Source organism: Methylobacterium sp. Leaf94 (genome assembly GCF_001426045.1).
Taxonomy (GTDB): Bacteria; Pseudomonadota; Alphaproteobacteria; order Rhizobiales; family Beijerinckiaceae; genus Methylobacterium.
In genome coordinates, this window is sequence record NZ_LMRM01000023.1 from 28,090 (window position 1) to 44,168 (window position 16,079).

Sequence of the window (16,079 nt, forward strand, 5' to 3'; positions counted from 1 at the left end):
GGCCCGTGCGCAACGTCTCAGCCGCCGGCCATCACCAGGGCCCAGTAGCGCTTGTAACGGGTGCCCGGCGCGTCGACGCGGGCGATGCCGATGCGCCGGAGCTGCGGGATCAGCATGTTCTTGTTGTGCTCGCTCGAGGCCTTCCAGCGGGCCAGCACCTCGTCGAAGGTGGCCGAGCCGGCGCTGAGGTTCTCCGCGGCGTAACTCCGACCGAAGCCGGCCTGGGCCATGCGGGAATCGAAGGTGCCGCCGATCTCGTGGCTGAGGCGGCCGGCCTTCGCGTTGGAGGCCGCCTGGTACGAGGCGGCCCGGATCAGGCTCGAATCGATCACCACCGGGCCGAGGCCGTGCTGCGCCCGGTAGCGCGAGATCGCGGCGGCGGCCGCCTGCTCGTCCAGGATGACGAGGCTGGTGGGCTGGTCGGGGGCGAGGAGGGTGGGGGCACCGCAACCGGCCAGTGCCAGCAGGACGGCGAGGCCGAGGGCGCCCGCGCCGAGGCGGAGCGGCGGGCGCGGAGGGGCGGGACGGGGAAAGCGCATCGGTGCGGACGGATCTCGGGAATGGGCCTGTCGGCCCTTCGCCTCCGCATTCCATGCGGCGAAAACGCGGCGGTCCGCACGGGTTCGCGCGCCGGAGGGGCGCCTGTGTCTCCCTGGTCACGGGGCAAAGTCAGATCCGCGTGCCGCGATCGCGGGGCGGCGCACCGCAGCGCCAGGCGGTGATGCGGAATTCGGGATGGCTGCCGATCCACTGCGCCAGCTGCGGCTGCGCCACGTGCAGGCAGGCCGGGGCGTCGTCTACGTCGAGGGCGAGCCTGCGCGACTCGCAGGTATCGGGCGCGCGGGCGAGGCAGACGGTGAAGTAGAGGAAGAAGACACCCGACATCCGTCGCCCCCCGAAGAATCCTCGGGAAGGGTAGGGCGCGGCGGGGAGAAGACGAGATGGTGCGTGCGGAACGCGATGGCGCGGGCGACGGGACTCGAACCCGCGACCTCCGGCGTGACAGGCCGGCACTCTAACCGACTGAGCTACGCCCGCATCCAATATTCGGTGAAGAAGTGACGTGGCGCGGGCGACGGGACTCGAACCCGCGACCTCCGGCGTGACAGGCCGGCACTCTAACCGACTGAGCTACGCCCGCTTGACGTCCCGCCCCGTTTCCGGCGGTGTCGGGGGTGTAGGTTCAGCGCCCGGGGCTGTCAAGCAATCCCCGAGCGCATTCGGCCGGGAATTTCCGGTCCCGCCTCGGTCGCGCGATGGAGCCCCGAGAGTCGGCATTGAATCCGCGTCGCTTTTCTGTCATAGCCCCCTCGCGTTGAACCGCCCGGCCGATCGGGCTGCCGTGGCGGTTCGTGCTGCTCCATCAGAAGCATCAACCGAGCGCATCTCTTCGATCCAGCCGGATCGGAGCCGCTGCGCGTTCAGGAGAGCCAAATGCCCAAGCTGAAAACCAAGTCGGGCGCGAAGAAGCGCTTCAAGATCACCGGCACTGGCAAGGTCATGTATGCCCAGGCCGGCAAGCGCCACGGGATGATCAAGCGGACGACGAAGCAGATCCGCAACCTGCGCGGCACCACCACCCTGTTCGAGGGCGATGCTGCCAACGTGAAGAAGTACTTCCTGCCCAACAGCCGGTAAGCCTTCACGACGCCGACACTGCTTTTTTCGTAATCCAGGAGAACTCCCATGGCCCGCGTCAAACGCGGCGTGACCAGTCACGCGAAGCACAAGAAAGTCCTCAAGGCCGCCCGTGGTTATTACGGCCGCCGCAAGAACACGATCCGGATCGCCAAGCAGGCGGTTGAGAAGGGCATGCAGTATGCCTACCGCGATCGGAAGAACAAGAAGCGCACGTTCCGTGCCCTCTGGATCCAGCGCCTCAACGCCGCGGTCCGTGAGCATGGCCTGACCTATTCGCGCTTCATCAACGGCCTGTCGAAGTCCGGCATCGAGGTGGACCGCAAGGCCCTCTCGGAGCTCGCCATCCACGAGCCCGCCTCCTTCGCCGCCGTGGTCGAGCTGGCCAAGGCCGCCCTCCCGGCAGCCAAGGCCGCTTGAGTTAAGGCCGCCTGAGGCGAGCCCGGCTCGCCCAAGCCGGGCGCTCTTCTTCACGAAAGGCGCGGCGCCCCCGGGGAGCCGCGCCTTTCGTCTTTGTGCCCGACGATCCGGGGTTTTTGGCCCCCTGCCGCTTGCGTTGCGGCCGGGGACCGGGAAAACCCTCGCCCCGATGCCGATCGAGCCCGCCCGGTCCCGCGAGGGGCGGCGCCGCAGCCGGTGAGTGGAACCGATGACCGATCTCGACACCCTCGAAGGCGACCTGCTCCGTCAGGTCGCGGACGCCGCCGACGAGGCCGCCCTCGACGCCGTGCGCGTCGCGGCGCTCGGCAAGAAGGGGTCGGTCTCCGAACTCCTGAAGACCCTCGGGGCGATGACCCCCGACGAGCGCAAGGCGCGCGGCCCCCTCATCAACGGCCTGCGCGACCGGGTGCAGGGCGCGCTCACGGCCCGGCGGGACGCCCTGGCGGAAGCGGCCCTCGCCGCCCGCCTCGCGGCCGAGCGCATCGACGTGACCCTGCCGGTGCGCGAGGCGCCGGAGGTGCGCGGCCGCGTCCACCCGATCAGCCAGGTCATGGACGAGATCACGGCGATCTTCGCCGACATGGGCTTCTCGGTGGCGGAAGGGCCCGACATCGAGACCGACGACTACAACTTCACCGCCCTCAACTTCCCGCCCGGCCACCCGGCGCGAGAGATGCACGACACCTTCTTCCTGGCCCCCGACCGCAACGGCCAGCGCAAGGTCCTGCGCACCCACACCTCGCCGGTGCAGATCCGGACCATGCGGTCGCAGCAGCCGCCGATCCGGGTGATCTGCCCGGGACGGACCTATCGGCACGATTCCGACCAGACCCACACGCCGATGTTCCATCAGGTCGAGGGGCTGGTGATCGACAAGGCGGCCAACATCGCCAACCTGAAATGGGTGCTGGAGGAGTTCTGCCGCACCTTCTTCGAGGTCGAGGCGGTGAAGATGCGCTTCCGCCCGTCGTTCTTCCCCTTCACCGAGCCCTCCGCGGAGGTGGACATCCAGTGCTCGCGCAAGGGCGGCGAGATCCGTTTCGGCGAGGGCACGGACTGGCTCGAGATCCTCGGCTGCGGCATGGTCCACCCCAACGTGCTGCGCAATTGCGGCCTCGATCCCGACAGCGTCCAGGGCTTCGCCTTCGGCGTCGGCATCGACCGGATCGCGATGCTGAAGTACGGGATGCCGGACCTGCGCCCCTTCTTCGAGGCGGACGTGCGCTGGCTCGACCATTACGGCTTCCGGCCCCTCGACATCCCGAGCCTGGTGGCCGGGCTGACGGGCTGATCCCCGGCTTTCGCGCGCCGGCCCCGGCCGGACGAGACCTTTTCTTTCCTGTTCGGCGCCGGCATCCCGCCCACCTGGGAGCCTCGGACGCCAGGGGATTCAAGCGATGAAACTCACCCTCTCCTGGCTCAAGGATCACCTCGACACCGAGGCGTCCCTCGACACCGTGGCCGAGACCCTGACGCGGATCGGGCTCGAGGTCGAAGGCATTGAGGACAAGGCCGCCAGCCTGAAGTCTTTCGTGATCGCCCACGTGCTCACCGCCGAGCCGCACCCGAACGCGGACCGCCTGCGCGTCTGCACGGTGGAGGCCGGCACCGGACAGCCCGTGCAGGTGGTGTGCGGCGCGCCCAACGCCCGCGCCGGGATGAAGACGGTGTTCGCCCCCCCGGGCACCTACGTGCCCGGCCTCGACAAGACCCTGGCGGTGGGCACCATCCGGGGCGTCGAGAGCCTCGGCATGCTGTGCTCGGGCGCCGAGCTCGGCCTCGGCGACGAGGCCAGCGGCATCCTCGACCTGCCCGCGGATGCGCCCACGGGCCAGCCCTACGCCCTTTACGCCAAGCTCGACGACCCGGTGGTGGAGATCAACCTCACCCCGAACCGGCCCGACTGCACCGCCATCCACGGCATCGCCCGCGACCTCGCGGCGACCGGCCTCGGCGATCTCAAGCGCCCGCCCCAGCCGCCGGTGCGCGGGGAGGGCGCCTGCCCGGTGCCCGTCACCCTCGATTTCGCGGCGCCCGACGCGGGCCTCTGCCCCTACTTCACCCTGCGCCTCGTGCGCGGCGTCAAGAACGGCCCCTCGCCGGACTGGATGCAGGCGCGCCTGCGAGCGCTCGGCCTGCGCCCGATCAACGCGCTCGTGGACATCACCAACTACCTGACCTTCGACCGCGGCCGGCCCCTCCACGTCTTCGACGCCGCCAAGGTGGCGGGCGGCCTCGTGGTCCGCCGCGCCCGCGACGGCGAGACCCTGAAGGCCCTCGACGGCAAGACCTACGCGCTGACCGGCGACACCGTCGTCATCGCCGACGACAAGGGCGTCGAGTCCATCGGCGGCATCATCGGCGGCGAGGCCTCCGGCTGCGACGACGGGACCACCGACGTGCTCATCGAATCGGCCCTGTGGGACCCGGTGAACATCGCCCAGTCCGGCCGCCGCCTCGGAATCATCACCGACGCCCGCTACCGCTTCGAGCGCGGCGTCGATCCGGCCTTCACCCTGCCGGGCCTCGACCTCGCCACCCGCCTGCTCCTGGAGATCTGCGGCGGCAGCCCGAGCCAGCCCGTGATCATGGGCGAGCCGCCCCAGACCGAGCGCGTCATCGACTTCCCCTGGACCGAGACCCGGCGTCTCGCCGGGATCGAGCTCTCCCGAGCCGAGATGAAGGTCACGCTGGAGGCCCTCGGCTTCCACGTCGCCGGCTCGGGCGACCGGGTGAAGGTGCTCACCCCCTCCTGGCGGCCGGACGTCGAGGGCAAGGCCGATCTCGTCGAGGAGATCATCCGCATCGCCGGCCTCGACCGCATCGAGCCCAAGCCCCTGCCGCGCATCGAGGCGGCGGTGGGCAAGCCGGTGCTGACCGTGTTGCAGAAGCGCACGCGCCTCGCCAAGCGGGCGCTGGCCAGCCGCGGCCTCGTCGAGGCCGTGACCTGGTCGTTCATTCCGCACGACGACGCGATCCTGTTCGGCGGCGGGGGCGCCGACCTCGCCCTGGCCAACCCGATCGCGGCCGATCTCTCCGACATGCGCCCGAGCCTCGTGCCCGGCCTGCTGCGCGCCGCCCAGCGCAACGCCGACCGCGGCAGCCCGGACGTCGCCCTGCTCGAGGTCGGCCAGTGCTTCGCCACCGATCAGCCGGAGGGGCAGACCATCCGGGCCGCCGCCATCCGCCGCGGCACCGCCACCCAGGCGGGCGCGGGCCGGCACTGGGACGGACGCACCGACGGCGTCGATGCCTTCGACGCCAAGGCCGACGCCCTGGCCCTGCTCGCCGCCTTCGGCATTCCCACCGGCGGCCTGCAGGTCGTGGCCGGCAGCCCGGACTGGCTGCATCCCGGCCGTTCCGGCACCCTGCAGTTCGGCCCCAAGAACCCGGTCGGGTTCTTCGGCGAGGTCCATCCCCGCGTGATGAAGGCCCTCGACCTCAAGGGCCAGCTCGTCGCCTTCGAGATCACCCTCGACGCGGTGCCCCTGCCGAAATACCGTCCCACCAAGGTCAAGCCGGCGCTGGCCCTGTCGGACTTCCAGCCGATCTCCCGCGACTTCGCATTCGTGGTCGGCCGCGACGTGGCGGCCGGGGACGTGGTCAAGGCCGCGCAGGCCGCCGAGCGCAAGCTCATCGCCGGCATCGACGTGTTCGACCTCTACGAGGGCGTCGGCATTCCGGAGGGCGCGAAGTCGGTGGCGATCGCGGTCCGCCTTCAGCCGGTGGACCGAACCCTCACCGATGCGGAGATCGAGGCCGTCAGCGCCCGGATCGTCGCCGAGGTCGCGCGCAAGACCGGGGCGACCCTTCGCTCCTGACAGGAGAGACCACCCATGCTCGATGCGGACCTCGTCGCCGCCCTCTCGGCCGCCAAGTACCTCCCGGCGCCCGAGATGCGCGCGGCCCTGGCGGAGCCGGATCGCATCGCCGACGCGGTGCTCGCGGTCCTCGATCGGGCCGCCCGGGAGCCGGACCTGGAGGAGGCCGAGGCCGACCTCCTGTTCTGGGGCCTGCACGTCCTCGCCGCGGCCCGGGACAGCCGGGTCTACCGACCGCTGATCCGGCTGCTGGCCCTGGACGGCGAGACCCTCGACATCCTCCTCGGCGACGCGGTGACGACGACCCTGACCCGGATCCTCGTCAGCGTCTTCGACGGGGACGCGGCTCCCCTCGGCGCCCTGCTGGTCGACAGCACCGTCGACGACGCCGTGCGGAACGAGGCCTTCGCCGCCCTGGCCTACCTGACCCAGACCGGCCGCATCCCGCCGCAGGAGACCCACGACCTCCTGGTCCGCTTCGACGACAAGCGGGCCGCCGTCGAGGGCGACCTCGCCTGGGCCGGCTGGGAGGAGGCGATCGCCCTCCTGGGCCTGCGCGACCTGGGGGGACGCGTCCTCGCCGCCCGTCGGGACGGGCGGCTCACCCAGTCGAACAGCGACCCGACCTGGTTCCCCAGGGCCCTGCGCGAGGCGGAGGCGGAGGGCGACGACCTCGGCCGCTTCGATCCCCTGCGCTTCGGCCCCCTCGAAGACCCCCTGGCGGACCTCGCCTGGACGGCGGAGGGCTTCGGCCAGCCGGTGCGCAATCCCCTGAAGCACGTCGGCCGCAACGACCCGTGCCCCTGCGGCAGCGGCAAGAAGTTCAAGAAATGCTGCCTCGACAAGGCCGTCGCCTGACGGGGGCTCGCGGGGCGAATGGCGCCGCTCCGCCGGGTGCCCCGCGACCACGCGGGCGCGCCGCTGCGATCCGGTTCGGTGCAAGGACGGAACCCGGAAATCCACCTTGGTTAATCCCGGGCCCGCGCAATGCTCGCATGGTCAGGCCCCTTTTTAATCCCTGCCGGATCGAACAAAATACCAGCATAGCCCGGTGCGATTCCGGCGTTTCAGCCTGGGCCGGCCCTTGTGCGGGGCAGCGTGACCGAACATATTTCGCCCTGAGGCGTCGCTTGGCGCCAAGAGGTCCTGTGCGTGAGCCTCATTCCGAAATCACACGCTGAGAGAGCTTCCAAGGGAAACTCCCATGGCATTCGATAACAGCCCCTTCCGGTATGGCGCCCAGCCGACCGGGTACGCCGGCAGCCAGGTCGAGATCGACCAGGGCCTGCGGACCTTCATGCTCGGCGTCTACAACAACATGGTCATCGGCCTCGGAATCTCCGGTCTCGTGGCGCTCGGCCTCAACATGGCCGCCGTCGCGCAGACGGCGACCGGCCGCGTCGCCCTGACGCCGTTCGGCCAGCTCCTCTACACCAGCCCGCTGAAGTGGGTCGTCATGCTGGCGCCGCTCGCCTTCATCTTCATCTTCTCGATGCGGATGGAGCGGATGTCCGCGGCCTCGGCGCGCCTGACCTTCTTCGCCTTTGCGGCGGTGATGGGCGCCTCGATGTCCTCCCTCCTGCTTGTCTTCACGGGCGCGAGCGTGGTGCGGGTGTTCTTCATCACGGCGGCGACCTTCGGCGGTCTCAGCCTCTACGGCTACAGCACCAAGCGCAGCCTGTCGGGCATGGGCTCGTTCCTGATCATGGGCCTGATCGGCCTCATCATCGCCTCGCTGGTGAACATCTTCCTCGCTTCTTCGGCGCTTCAGTTCGCGATCTCGGTGATCGGCGTGCTGATCTTCGCGGGCCTCACCGCCTACGACACGCAGAAGCTCAAGGAGATGTTCCTCTACAGCGGCGCCGATGCCGAGGGTGCGGCCAAGCTGTCGGTGAACGGTGCCCTGACCCTGTACCTGGACTTCATCAACATGTTCCAGATGCTGCTCTCGCTCCTCGGCGACCGTCGCTGAGCGAACCCGGTCTCTTGGAGGCATGACGAAAAGGCCCCGGCGGGACACTGCCGGGGCCTTTTTCATGGGCTAAGTGCCGGGGCCCGGTCGCCACGCAGGCGCGATCACACCGCCCGCAGCGGTGGCTCCAGGACGGCCAGGACGCGGGCGAGGTCGGTGCCGCGCTTCATCACGAGGCCAGAGGCCGCCACCACAGCGTAGGCGCCCTGGCGCCGGGCGAGCTTGGGGTCCTTCTCGACCCGGTAGAGGGGCATCTCGGAGCTGCGCCGGTAGATCGAGAACACCGCCTTGTCGCGCCGGAAATCGAGGGCGTAGTCGCGCCACTCGCCCTGCGACACCATCCGTCCGTAGAGGTTGAAGAGAACGCGCAGTTCGGCGCGGTCGAAGGCGATCTGGGGCTGCACCGGCGCGGTCGGGAAGGGGATGACCCGGGCGGCGGCCTCGGGCGATCGCGAATCGGCACCGGTTCTCTCGCTCATCGTCACTCCTGTCCCGGACTGGTCCCTCATGATGGTGCTGGGCCCTCCTCGCGGCAAGGGCGGCGACTCCCGCTCGGCACGGACACACATCACCACGATTTCGCCGCCATGAGGCCCAGCGTCGGCCTTGATGGAGAGTAACACCTGTGGCCGAAACTTCGTCGATCCCGTTCCGGCGCGGCGTCCGATCTCCACGGCTCCCCAGCTCTTCGGACGGCGCCCGATTCGGCGGGACCGGCACTCCAGAGGTTTCGAGACCCAAGGACTTCAGGCCGCCTCTTCGGAGCGCGGCCCTTTTTTTGGCCCGCGCCCGCGGAACGGATGCCGGCGCGGGCCCGTCCCTCGGTGATCTACCCGACAGAACCCGCGATCCTGCGAGGCACTTCTCCACAAAGTAGCCGAGGCGAGGACAGCGAGGCACCCGAGTGGCGCGCTATTATTTCGACATTCACGACGGCCGCGCGTTCGTCCCGGATCCGATCGGCCAGGATTGCGTCGACGCGGACCATGTCCGCCGCGAAGCGATGCGTGCCTTGCCGGAGATCGCGCGGGACGCGATCTCCCAGCGCGGGGCCGATGCCCAGGCCTTCAAGGTCGTCGTTCGCAACACGGACAGCGCGGCGGTCTACACCGCGACCCTGACCTTCTCGGGCTCGTGGGTGAGCCCGGGGGAGCGGCCGGACGAGCCTACGCCGTGAGGGCCGGATGCCGGCCGGCGGCGGCTTCGTCGCCCTGGCGCCGGTGCCGAGGAGGCGGCCGGAGCGTCGGATCCCGGCAGGTCTTGTGCGGCAGGTCTTGTGCGGCAGGTCTCGTGCGGCAGGTCTCGTGCGGCAGGTCTCGTGTGGCAGGTCTCGCCCGACAGATCTTGCGTGACAGAACTTGCGCGAAAACTCTGCCGCACGGAGAAACTCCGTCTATGAAGGGGTGAATTTACCGCCGGGGACGGGTCGTGGTCAGCTTCGATGCCGAGTTTCGCCAGACGCTCGCGACCCTGTTCGCCTGGCGCCGCGACGTGCGCCGGTTCCGGACCGATCCGGTGGACGAGGCGCTGCTGCGCGGCTGCCTCGATCTCGCGTGCTTCAGTCCGTCCGTCGGCAACAGCCAGCCCTGGCGCTTCGTGCGGGTCGCGGAGCCGGCGCGCCGGGCCCGGGTGCTCGCCAGCTTCGAGCGCTGCAACGCCGCCGCCGCCGAGGCCTACGCCGCCGAGCAGCGGGAAGCCTATGTCCGCCTGAAGCTCGCCGGCCTGCGCGAGGCCCCGGTCCATCTCGCGGTGTTCTGCGACGAGGCCACCGCCACCGGGCATGGCCTTGGGCGCGCGACCATGCCGGAGATGCTGCGCTACTCCGTGGTTACCGCCGTCCAGACCTTCTGGCTCGCCGCCCGGGCCCATGGCCTCGGCGTGGGCTGGGTCTCCATCCTCGAGCCCGGCACGGTCTGCGAGATCCTGGAGGTGCCCTGCACCTGGAGCCTCGTCGCCTATCTCTGCGTCGGCTTTCCCGTGGAGGAACACGAGGACCCGGAACTCGTACGCCATGGCTGGCAGCAGCGCCTGGGCACCGGAATGCCTCTGATCGAGCGCTGACCCTCCGGGACCTGACAGAGTCAAGGAAGTCCGAAGGCGAAGCGCGAGCTTTGTTGCGATTTCGCGGGCCGTGCTTTACCGCGCTGCCGGAATCCTGCGTATTGTCCGCGCTCCTCTGCTTCGTTTTACCGGAACGAGAACCTGCCTGCGCGCTTGATGCTCGGGCAAACGGTCACGCTTTCGGAGAGACAGGTCATGGTTCGGCACGGCACGGTTCACCCTCGCGCAGGGGCTGCGGCGGTCCTTGGCGCTGCCCTCGGGGCGTCTCTCCTGGGGGCACCCGCCCAGGCCCGGGAGGTCGTGGCCTTCCACGACGGCGTGATGCCGGGCTCGATCATCGTGCGCACCGCCGAGCGCCGGCTCTACCTCGTCAACGGCGACGGCACCGCGATCCGCTACCCCGTCGCGGTCGGCAAGCCCGGCAAGCAGTGGAGCGGCGCCACCCAGATCGACGGCAAGTACGTGGAGCCGGCCTGGTCGCCGCCGCGGGAGGTCAAGCGCGACAACCCCCGTCTGCCTGCCGTCATCGCCGGCGGCTCGCCCTCCAACCCGATGGGCGTCGCGGCGATGACCCTGGCCGGCGGCGAGTACGCCATTCACGGCACCAACCGGCCGAACTCGATCGGCACCTACGCGTCCTACGGCTGCATCCGGATGTACAACCAGGACATCGCCGACCTCTACGAACGCGTCTCGGTGGGCACGCAGGTCTACGTCACCCGCTAGCGTTCATCGGGGATCCGGGGATACCGGTTCTCCCGAAAAGACAAACGGCAAGACAGGGCTCTCGGACCGGATACCCGCGCGACCTCGACACGACCGCGCGGGTCTTCCATGGGGTTGTTAACGTGCCGGCGGCGCCGTCGCTTCGACGGCCGTGAAGGCCTCGAGGATACGGTAGGTATGCTCGGCGCCCTCCGGCACCAGCCAGGAATCGCCGGGCTCGAGCAACACCGTCTCGCCCTCGACGATTAGCTCCGCCCGGCCGGCGATCACGTAGCCGACCGTCTCGTAGGGGCGCTTGGCCATGGGCTTGTCGGCGCTGGGCGCTTCGTCGCGCCACATCCGCATCGCGACCACCTGCCCGCGGGCCAGGGCGACTTCGCCGTGCGGACCCGCGCCTGCAGTCTTGCTCGAAACCTTGATCGCCATCGTCGTGCTCCTTGGCGTGTGTCCGTGGCCGGAACAACGGGAGGGGATCGCCGCCGTTCCGGCGACGAAACGCCCTCGGAGTTTGTCAGGGATCAGTGGAAACCGGTGATCCCGGAACGACGAACGACGAGAAGGGCCTCGCGGGTCCGTCAGGTTCGGGATGAACCCGACAGAGTCTAGAAGTCGACGGCGATGCCCTTGATCTCCCAGTCGTCGTAGCGCACCGGCTCCAGGCCGCCCCGGCCCTGTCGCTCCCGCTTCGCCGCGATCGCGGCGGCATGGGCATCGATCGCCGCCCGCCGCTCCGCCGCCTCCGCCAGCGCCCGCGCCGCCTCCGGCGTCAGGGCCCGGCCCTCGGCCGGAGCCTCATCCGCAGCGTTTTCCGTCGGTTCCGGGCTGGTCATGGCTTGCATCTCGGTGTCACGGGTGGAAGGGCATCGCAGGGAGGCCCGCCGTGCGCGGGCTCATGCTTCAGGAAGTGGCACTCATGGCGACACGCCGCAACACGGATGCGCCGACGGCGCCGATCGATCGCGGCGTCGCCGGGCTGGCCGCCCGTCAGGTCGCGCACAGCGCGGTGGCCGACCTCATCGGCAAGACCCGCGGCTTCGCCCTCGAGGATGCCCTGGCGCAGGCCAGCCGGAACGCAGGCCTCGACGCCGCCGATGCGGGCCTCGCCCGCGCCATCGCCACCGCGACCTTCCGGCGCCTCGGCTTCCTCCGCCGGGTGCTCGCCGCCCGCATGTCGCAGGGGCTGCCCGAGGACCAGCCACGCCTCGTGGCGCTCCTGGCCACCGGCGCCGTGCAGATCCTCGATCTGAACGTCCCCGACCACGCCGCCGTCGACCTCGGCGTGCGCCTCGCCAAGGCCGATCCGCAACTCCAGCACCTGTCCGGCCTCGTGAATGCGGTCCTGCGCCGGATCGTGCGCGAGCGGTCCGAGATCGTGGCCGATCCCGGCGATCCCCTGGCCGACAACACCCCGGACTGGCTCGCCCGGCGCTGGCGCGCCGCCTACGGCGAGGAGACGGCCCGCGCCATCGCGGCGGCGCATCTCCAGGGCGCGGCCCTCGACATCACGGTGCGGGGTTCGGCGGCCGAATGGGCGGAACGCCTCGGCGGCGTGGCCCTGCCGACCGGCAGCGTGCGCCTGCACGACATCCACGCCGCCGTCGCGGACCTGCCGGGCTATGCCGAGGGCCAGTGGTGGGTGCAGGACGCCGCCGCGGCCCTGCCGGCCCGGCTCCTCGCCGTCCGCCCCGGCGAGCGGGTCGCCGATCTCTGTGCCGCCCCCGGCGGCAAGACCGCACAGCTCGCCGCTGCGGGGGCGTCCGTGCTCGCCGTGGACCGGTCGAGCCCTCGTTTGGAGCGCCTGTCGCAGAATTTCGCCCGGCTCGGATTGGAGGCGGAGATCCGGGTCGGCGATGCCCTGGCACTGACTGACGACGGGGCCTTCGATGCCGTTCTCCTGGATGCGCCCTGCTCGGCCACCGGTACCCTGCGGCGGCACCCCGACGTGGCCTGGACCAAGACCGAGAGCGACATCAGTCGCCTGATCGGCCTGCAGAAACGCCTGTTCGACAAGGCCGCCGCCCTGGTGCGCCCCGGCGGACGCCTCGTCTACTGCACCTGCTCCCTGGAGCGGGAGGAGGGGGAGTATCAGGTCGCGACCTTCCTGACCCGCAACCCGGATTTCGAGCGGGTCCCCGTCGAGGCCTCCGAACTCGGTGGCCTGTCGGAGCCGATCGATGCCGCCGGCGACCTGCGGACCCTACCCGCCCACCTCCACGGCACCACACCGGATCGAAGCGGCGGTCTCGACGGCTTCTTCGCAAGCCGGCTGCGCCGAAAGACCTGAGCGATGGGCTCGCTCCGGCTCGGCGGCGCCCGTCACGGAGCGGCACCGGTCCTGTTCCTGCTGGGATTGCTCGCCGTCGGGGCCATGCCCGCCCGGGCGCAGGTGGATCTCCGCATCCTGCCGCCGAAGCCGGCCTACGTGCGCAATCCCACCTGTGCGCCGGTGGCGACCAGCATCCCCTTCGCGGAGCACGAAGGGACGCGCGACGTCGGATTGTCGCCATCGCCGCGTGAGATGCCGCTGAATCAGGGCGAGAGCGCGATCTGCTTCGCCTACGCCACCGCCGACATGATTTCGCATCGGCTGGGGCGCCAGATCGCCCCCCTCGATGTCGCCACGAAATACTACTTCGCCGATCCCGAGCGCCTGACGGCCATCCCGGCCCTGCGCCGGCACCTGAAGGCACACCCGAACTGGCGCGCCGACATCGCCTGGAGCCGCAACGCCGCCGAAATGTCGCCGGCCGGCAACCCGAAGCTGCTGCCCTACTTCGACAAGATCGAGGGCGGCGAGGAGGATACGGCCGCGCTCCTCTACAACATCGGCGGCCTCTGCGAGGATCGCGATCTGCCCTCCAACGACGGCTATCGCTACGCCGCGTCGACCCTGCGTCGCCTGCGCTATCGCAGCCGCCTGGCGCCCCGGCCGATGAGCTTCCGCAGCCTCGCCGGCACGGTCCCCCATCTTCGCCACCCTCAGACCGATACCTTCAATGCGGGCTGGATCGCGCATGTGGACGCACGCTGCCGACGGGTCGGCCTGCCCGTGCCTCTGCTTCCGGTGTCCTATCGGCTGGCAGCCAATCAGGCCGAGTTCGTGGAGATGCGGGATTCGGGGACGCCCCCGAGCCCGCGGGCGATCAGCCGGATCCTGGCGATGATCGATTACGCCCTGGACCACGGTCGCGTGCCCACCATCGGCTACAGCTGGTACCTGCTGGAGGATCGAGATCCCAAGGACCCGGATCTCCACGCGGATCACGCCAGTCCGGTCATCGGGCGGCGAACCGTCGGGGGTCGCTGCCAATATCGGGTGCAGGACAACACCGGCGAATACTGCGCCCGTATGCGACCCGGCATGCGCGAGGCCTGCGAGAACGGCCGCGTCTGGGTCGACGAGGAGGCCCTGCGCCGGACCCTCTACAGTGTCACGTACCTGCGCTGAGCCGCGACGCGAGTCCGTCACCGGCAAGGAAACCAACGACAGGCTGGGCCGTTACTTCGTTAACCACGAGGGAGCCGATCATGTCGTCACGCTGGATGACCCTGCAGGACATCGCCGATTCGCGCAGCATCAGTCTCGACCAGGCGCGTGTCTGGGTGGATGCCGTGCATTGCCCGCGGGTCTTCCGCGCCGACGCCACGCTCTACCTCGTCTAGGTCCAGCCGAGACGTCAGAGGCGCCGGTCGAGCCTCAGGATGCGGCAGGGTTCACCGGCCCTGTCGGCCGGTGCGTGCGGCGCGCGGATCAACAGCGCTTCGGCCGAACCCAGGATGAAGAGCATCGAGGAATCCTGGCGGTTCTCGGGGTAGACCACCGGGAGGCGGTCGGGCGCCGTCTCGATCCGCGACCGGAGATAGTCTTGGCGCAAATCGTTCTCGGGCAGGTCGCAGCCCAGGATCGCCGGCTCGGACAGGTCCGCCGACGCCCGCGGATCGCCCAGCAATGCGCGGATCGCCGGAACCACGAACAGCAATCCGCAGACCACCGAGGCCACGGGATTGCCGGGCAGGCCGAGCACGGCCATCCGGCCGAGGCGCCCGTGCATCAGGGGTTTGCCGGGCCGCAGCGCGACGCGCCAGAATCCGAGTTCGAGGCCACGGCTGCGCAGGGCCGATTGCACGAGGTCGTGGTCGCCGACCGAGGCCCCGCCCAGCGTGATCAGGAGATCCGCGTCGGCCGAAACCGCCCGGAGGATCGCATCGTCCAGGGCCGCGAGGGTGTCGCCGGCGATTCCGAGATCGATGGCCTCCGCGCCCGCCTCCCGAACCAGGGCCGCGACGGCCAGCCCGTTCGAGGCGACGATCTGGTCCCATCGCGCCGGTTGCCCGGGGGCCACCAACTCGTCCCCCGTGGCGAGGATGGCCACCCGTGGGCGCCGCCGGACGCAGAGTTGGCCGTGGCCTCCGGCGGCCGCGAGGGCGATGCGGCGCGGATCCAGCGCGTCGCCGGCGGCGAGCAGGCGATCGTCCACGCGGAAATCGAGGCCGCTCGGGCGGATGAAGCGGCCCGCGGGCACGGAGTCCCGCCCGGTCACACCGTCGGATGTCGCCTCGGCGTTCTCCTGGATCAGGATCGCGTCGGCCCCCTCCGGCACCGGCGCACCGGTGAAGATCCGCACGGCCTCACCGGGTCCCACCACACCGGCGAAACCGTGCCCGGCGGCACTGGTCCCGATGAGCCGCAGGGTGGCGGGCGCGTCCGCGAGGTCGGCGCTGCGGACCGCGTAACCGTCCATGGCCGAGGCGGGGAAGGGCGGTTGCGTCCGGGTGGCCCGCACCTCCGCCGCCAGCGTACGCCCGGCGGCCTGCCCGATCGCGACGGTCTCCGTCTCGACCGGACCCGGAATGCCTTCGAGAACCCGCGACAGCGCCTCGGCGACCGGGATCATGCCCGCGGACCCCGTCCGTTTCGGAGGCCTGCCGCTCAAGCGCGATCCTCGGCGCGGTAGGCCCCGGAGCGACCGCCATCCTTGGCGAGCAGCCGGATGCCCTCGATCCGCATGCCGCGATCGGCCGCCTTCACCATGTCGTAGATGGTCAGACAGGCCACCGAGACCGCGGTCAGCGCCTCCATCTCGACGCCGGTCGGCCCCAGCACCTTCACCTCCGCCGTCACCCGAAGGCCCGGAAGGCCGTCGTCGGGCTCGCAATCGACGCGCACCTTCGAGAGCAGGAGGGGATGGCAGAGGGGGATGAGCTCGTGGGTGCGCTTCGCGGCCATGATGCCGGCGAGCCGCGCCGTGCCGATGACGTCGCCCTTCTTGGCGTCGCCCTCGCGGATCAGCCGCAGGGTTTCGGGCAGCATGACCACGAGCCCGGTCGCGCGGGCGGTGCGGGTGGTCGCGTCCTTCTCGGACACGTCGACCATGTTGGCCGCGCCGGACGCGTCGAGGTGGGTGAGTTCGGCCATCGTC

19 protein-coding genes and 2 tRNA genes are annotated in these 16,079 nt (G+C 70.4%); 12 read left to right on the forward strand and 9 right to left on the reverse strand.

Translation table 11 applies throughout. From position 1 onward, the window contains the following. Window positions 1–17: 17 nt before the first annotated feature. The 4 genes from ASG63_RS13080 to ASG63_RS13095 all read right to left on the reverse strand — a co-directional run bounded on the left by ASG63_RS13080 (window position 18) and on the right by ASG63_RS13095 (window position 1,141). Window positions 18–539 carry a CAP domain-containing protein gene (locus tag ASG63_RS13080; RefSeq protein ID WP_056216763.1) on the reverse strand — a complete coding sequence of 174 codons (522 nt, stop codon included), beginning with the start codon at window positions 537–539 and terminating at the stop codon, window positions 18–20. Window positions 540–669: 130 nt separating this feature from the next. Continuing rightward, window positions 670–885, reverse strand: a complete 216-nt coding sequence (locus ASG63_RS13085; protein ID WP_056216766.1) for a hypothetical protein — start codon at window positions 883–885, stop codon at window positions 670–672. A gap of 76 nt (window positions 886–961) precedes the next feature. Continuing rightward, window positions 962–1,038, reverse strand: a tRNA-Asp gene (locus ASG63_RS13090). A gap of 26 nt (window positions 1,039–1,064) precedes the next feature. Continuing rightward, window positions 1,065–1,141: transfer RNA gene (locus ASG63_RS13095), tRNA-Asp, on the reverse strand. Between the two features lie 293 nt (window positions 1,142–1,434). Between ASG63_RS13095 and rpmI the strand changes: the two genes are divergently transcribed. From rpmI to ASG63_RS13125, 6 genes are all read left to right on the forward strand, one after another. Next, a complete protein-coding gene (rpmI, locus tag ASG63_RS13100; protein WP_018044555.1) occupies window positions 1,435–1,638 on the forward strand; it encodes a 50S ribosomal protein L35 in 204 nt (67 codons plus the stop codon). A 48-nt stretch (window positions 1,639–1,686) separates the two neighbouring features. Then, the gene (gene rplT, locus ASG63_RS13105) at window positions 1,687–2,058 is read left to right on the forward strand and encodes a 50S ribosomal protein L20 (RefSeq protein WP_055955353.1); all 372 of its coding nucleotides are present in this window, start codon (window positions 1,687–1,689) and stop codon (window positions 2,056–2,058) included. Window positions 2,059–2,287: 229 nt separating this feature from the next. Continuing rightward, on the forward strand, window positions 2,288–3,370 hold the full coding sequence (gene pheS, locus ASG63_RS13110) for a phenylalanine--tRNA ligase subunit alpha (protein ID WP_056216769.1): 1,083 nt from the start codon (window positions 2,288–2,290) through the stop codon (window positions 3,368–3,370). Between the two features lie 106 nt (window positions 3,371–3,476). Next, a complete protein-coding gene (gene pheT / locus ASG63_RS13115) occupies window positions 3,477–5,900 on the forward strand; it encodes a phenylalanine--tRNA ligase subunit beta (RefSeq protein WP_056216772.1) in 2,424 nt (807 codons plus the stop codon). A 15-nt stretch (window positions 5,901–5,915) separates the two neighbouring features. Further along, the gene (locus tag ASG63_RS13120) at window positions 5,916–6,758 is read left to right on the forward strand and encodes a DUF1186 domain-containing protein (RefSeq protein WP_056216775.1); all 843 of its coding nucleotides are present in this window, start codon (window positions 5,916–5,918) and stop codon (window positions 6,756–6,758) included. A 346-nt stretch (window positions 6,759–7,104) separates the two neighbouring features. Beyond that, window positions 7,105–7,872, forward strand: a complete 768-nt coding sequence (locus tag ASG63_RS13125) for a Bax inhibitor-1/YccA family protein (protein WP_056216778.1) — start codon at window positions 7,105–7,107, stop codon at window positions 7,870–7,872. 104 nt (window positions 7,873–7,976) lie between these two features. Here the strand turns inward: ASG63_RS13125 and ASG63_RS13130 are convergent, their stop codons facing one another. Beyond that, complete coding sequence (locus ASG63_RS13130; protein WP_056216782.1) at window positions 7,977–8,351, reverse strand: DUF2794 domain-containing protein; 375 nt, start codon at window positions 8,349–8,351, stop codon at window positions 7,977–7,979. Between the two features lie 425 nt (window positions 8,352–8,776). Here ASG63_RS13130 and ASG63_RS13135 point away from each other — a divergent pair, with 425 nt between their 5' ends. From ASG63_RS13135 to ASG63_RS13145, 3 genes are all read left to right on the forward strand, one after another. Then, on the forward strand, window positions 8,777–9,049 hold the full coding sequence (locus tag ASG63_RS13135) for a DUF6894 family protein (protein WP_056216785.1): 273 nt from the start codon (window positions 8,777–8,779) through the stop codon (window positions 9,047–9,049). 251 nt (window positions 9,050–9,300) lie between these two features. Beyond that, on the forward strand, window positions 9,301–9,933 hold the full coding sequence (bluB, locus tag ASG63_RS13140) for a 5,6-dimethylbenzimidazole synthase (protein ID WP_244472608.1): 633 nt from the start codon (window positions 9,301–9,303) through the stop codon (window positions 9,931–9,933). A 195-nt stretch (window positions 9,934–10,128) separates the two neighbouring features. Beyond that, window positions 10,129–10,659, forward strand: a complete 531-nt coding sequence (locus tag ASG63_RS13145) for a L,D-transpeptidase (protein WP_056216792.1) — start codon at window positions 10,129–10,131, stop codon at window positions 10,657–10,659. 117 nt (window positions 10,660–10,776) lie between these two features. Here the strand turns inward: ASG63_RS13145 and ASG63_RS13150 are convergent, their stop codons facing one another. Both ASG63_RS13150 and ASG63_RS13155 read right to left on the reverse strand, forming a co-directional pair. Then, a complete protein-coding gene (locus ASG63_RS13150; protein WP_056216795.1) occupies window positions 10,777–11,085 on the reverse strand; it encodes a cupin domain-containing protein in 309 nt (102 codons plus the stop codon). Window positions 11,086–11,261: 176 nt separating this feature from the next. After that, window positions 11,262–11,489, reverse strand: a complete 228-nt coding sequence (locus tag ASG63_RS13155; RefSeq protein WP_056216798.1) for a DUF1674 domain-containing protein — start codon at window positions 11,487–11,489, stop codon at window positions 11,262–11,264. Window positions 11,490–11,572: 83 nt separating this feature from the next. Between ASG63_RS13155 and ASG63_RS13160 the strand changes: the two genes are divergently transcribed. From ASG63_RS13160 to ASG63_RS26830, 3 genes are all read left to right on the forward strand, one after another. Further along, window positions 11,573–12,943 carry an RsmB/NOP family class I SAM-dependent RNA methyltransferase gene (locus ASG63_RS13160; protein ID WP_056216800.1) on the forward strand — a complete coding sequence of 457 codons (1,371 nt, stop codon included), beginning with the start codon at window positions 11,573–11,575 and terminating at the stop codon, window positions 12,941–12,943. Between the two features lie 3 nt (window positions 12,944–12,946). Further along, window positions 12,947–14,107, forward strand: coding sequence for a hypothetical protein (locus tag ASG63_RS13165; RefSeq protein ID WP_056216803.1), 1,161 nt, complete (start codon window positions 12,947–12,949; stop codon window positions 14,105–14,107). Between the two features lie 80 nt (window positions 14,108–14,187). Beyond that, the gene (locus tag ASG63_RS26830; protein WP_274534736.1) at window positions 14,188–14,322 is read left to right on the forward strand and encodes a hypothetical protein; all 135 of its coding nucleotides are present in this window, start codon (window positions 14,188–14,190) and stop codon (window positions 14,320–14,322) included. Window positions 14,323–14,336: 14 nt separating this feature from the next. Here the strand turns inward: ASG63_RS26830 and ASG63_RS13170 are convergent, their stop codons facing one another. After that, entirely contained in the window at window positions 14,337–15,554 is a 1,218-nt protein-coding gene (locus ASG63_RS13170; RefSeq protein ID WP_056216806.1) for a molybdopterin molybdotransferase MoeA, read from the reverse strand. Window positions 15,555–15,589: 35 nt separating this feature from the next. Next, the gene (gene moaC, locus ASG63_RS13175; protein ID WP_056216808.1) at window positions 15,590–16,075 is read right to left on the reverse strand and encodes a cyclic pyranopterin monophosphate synthase MoaC; all 486 of its coding nucleotides are present in this window, start codon (window positions 16,073–16,075) and stop codon (window positions 15,590–15,592) included. Window positions 16,076–16,079 lie beyond the last annotated feature (4 nt).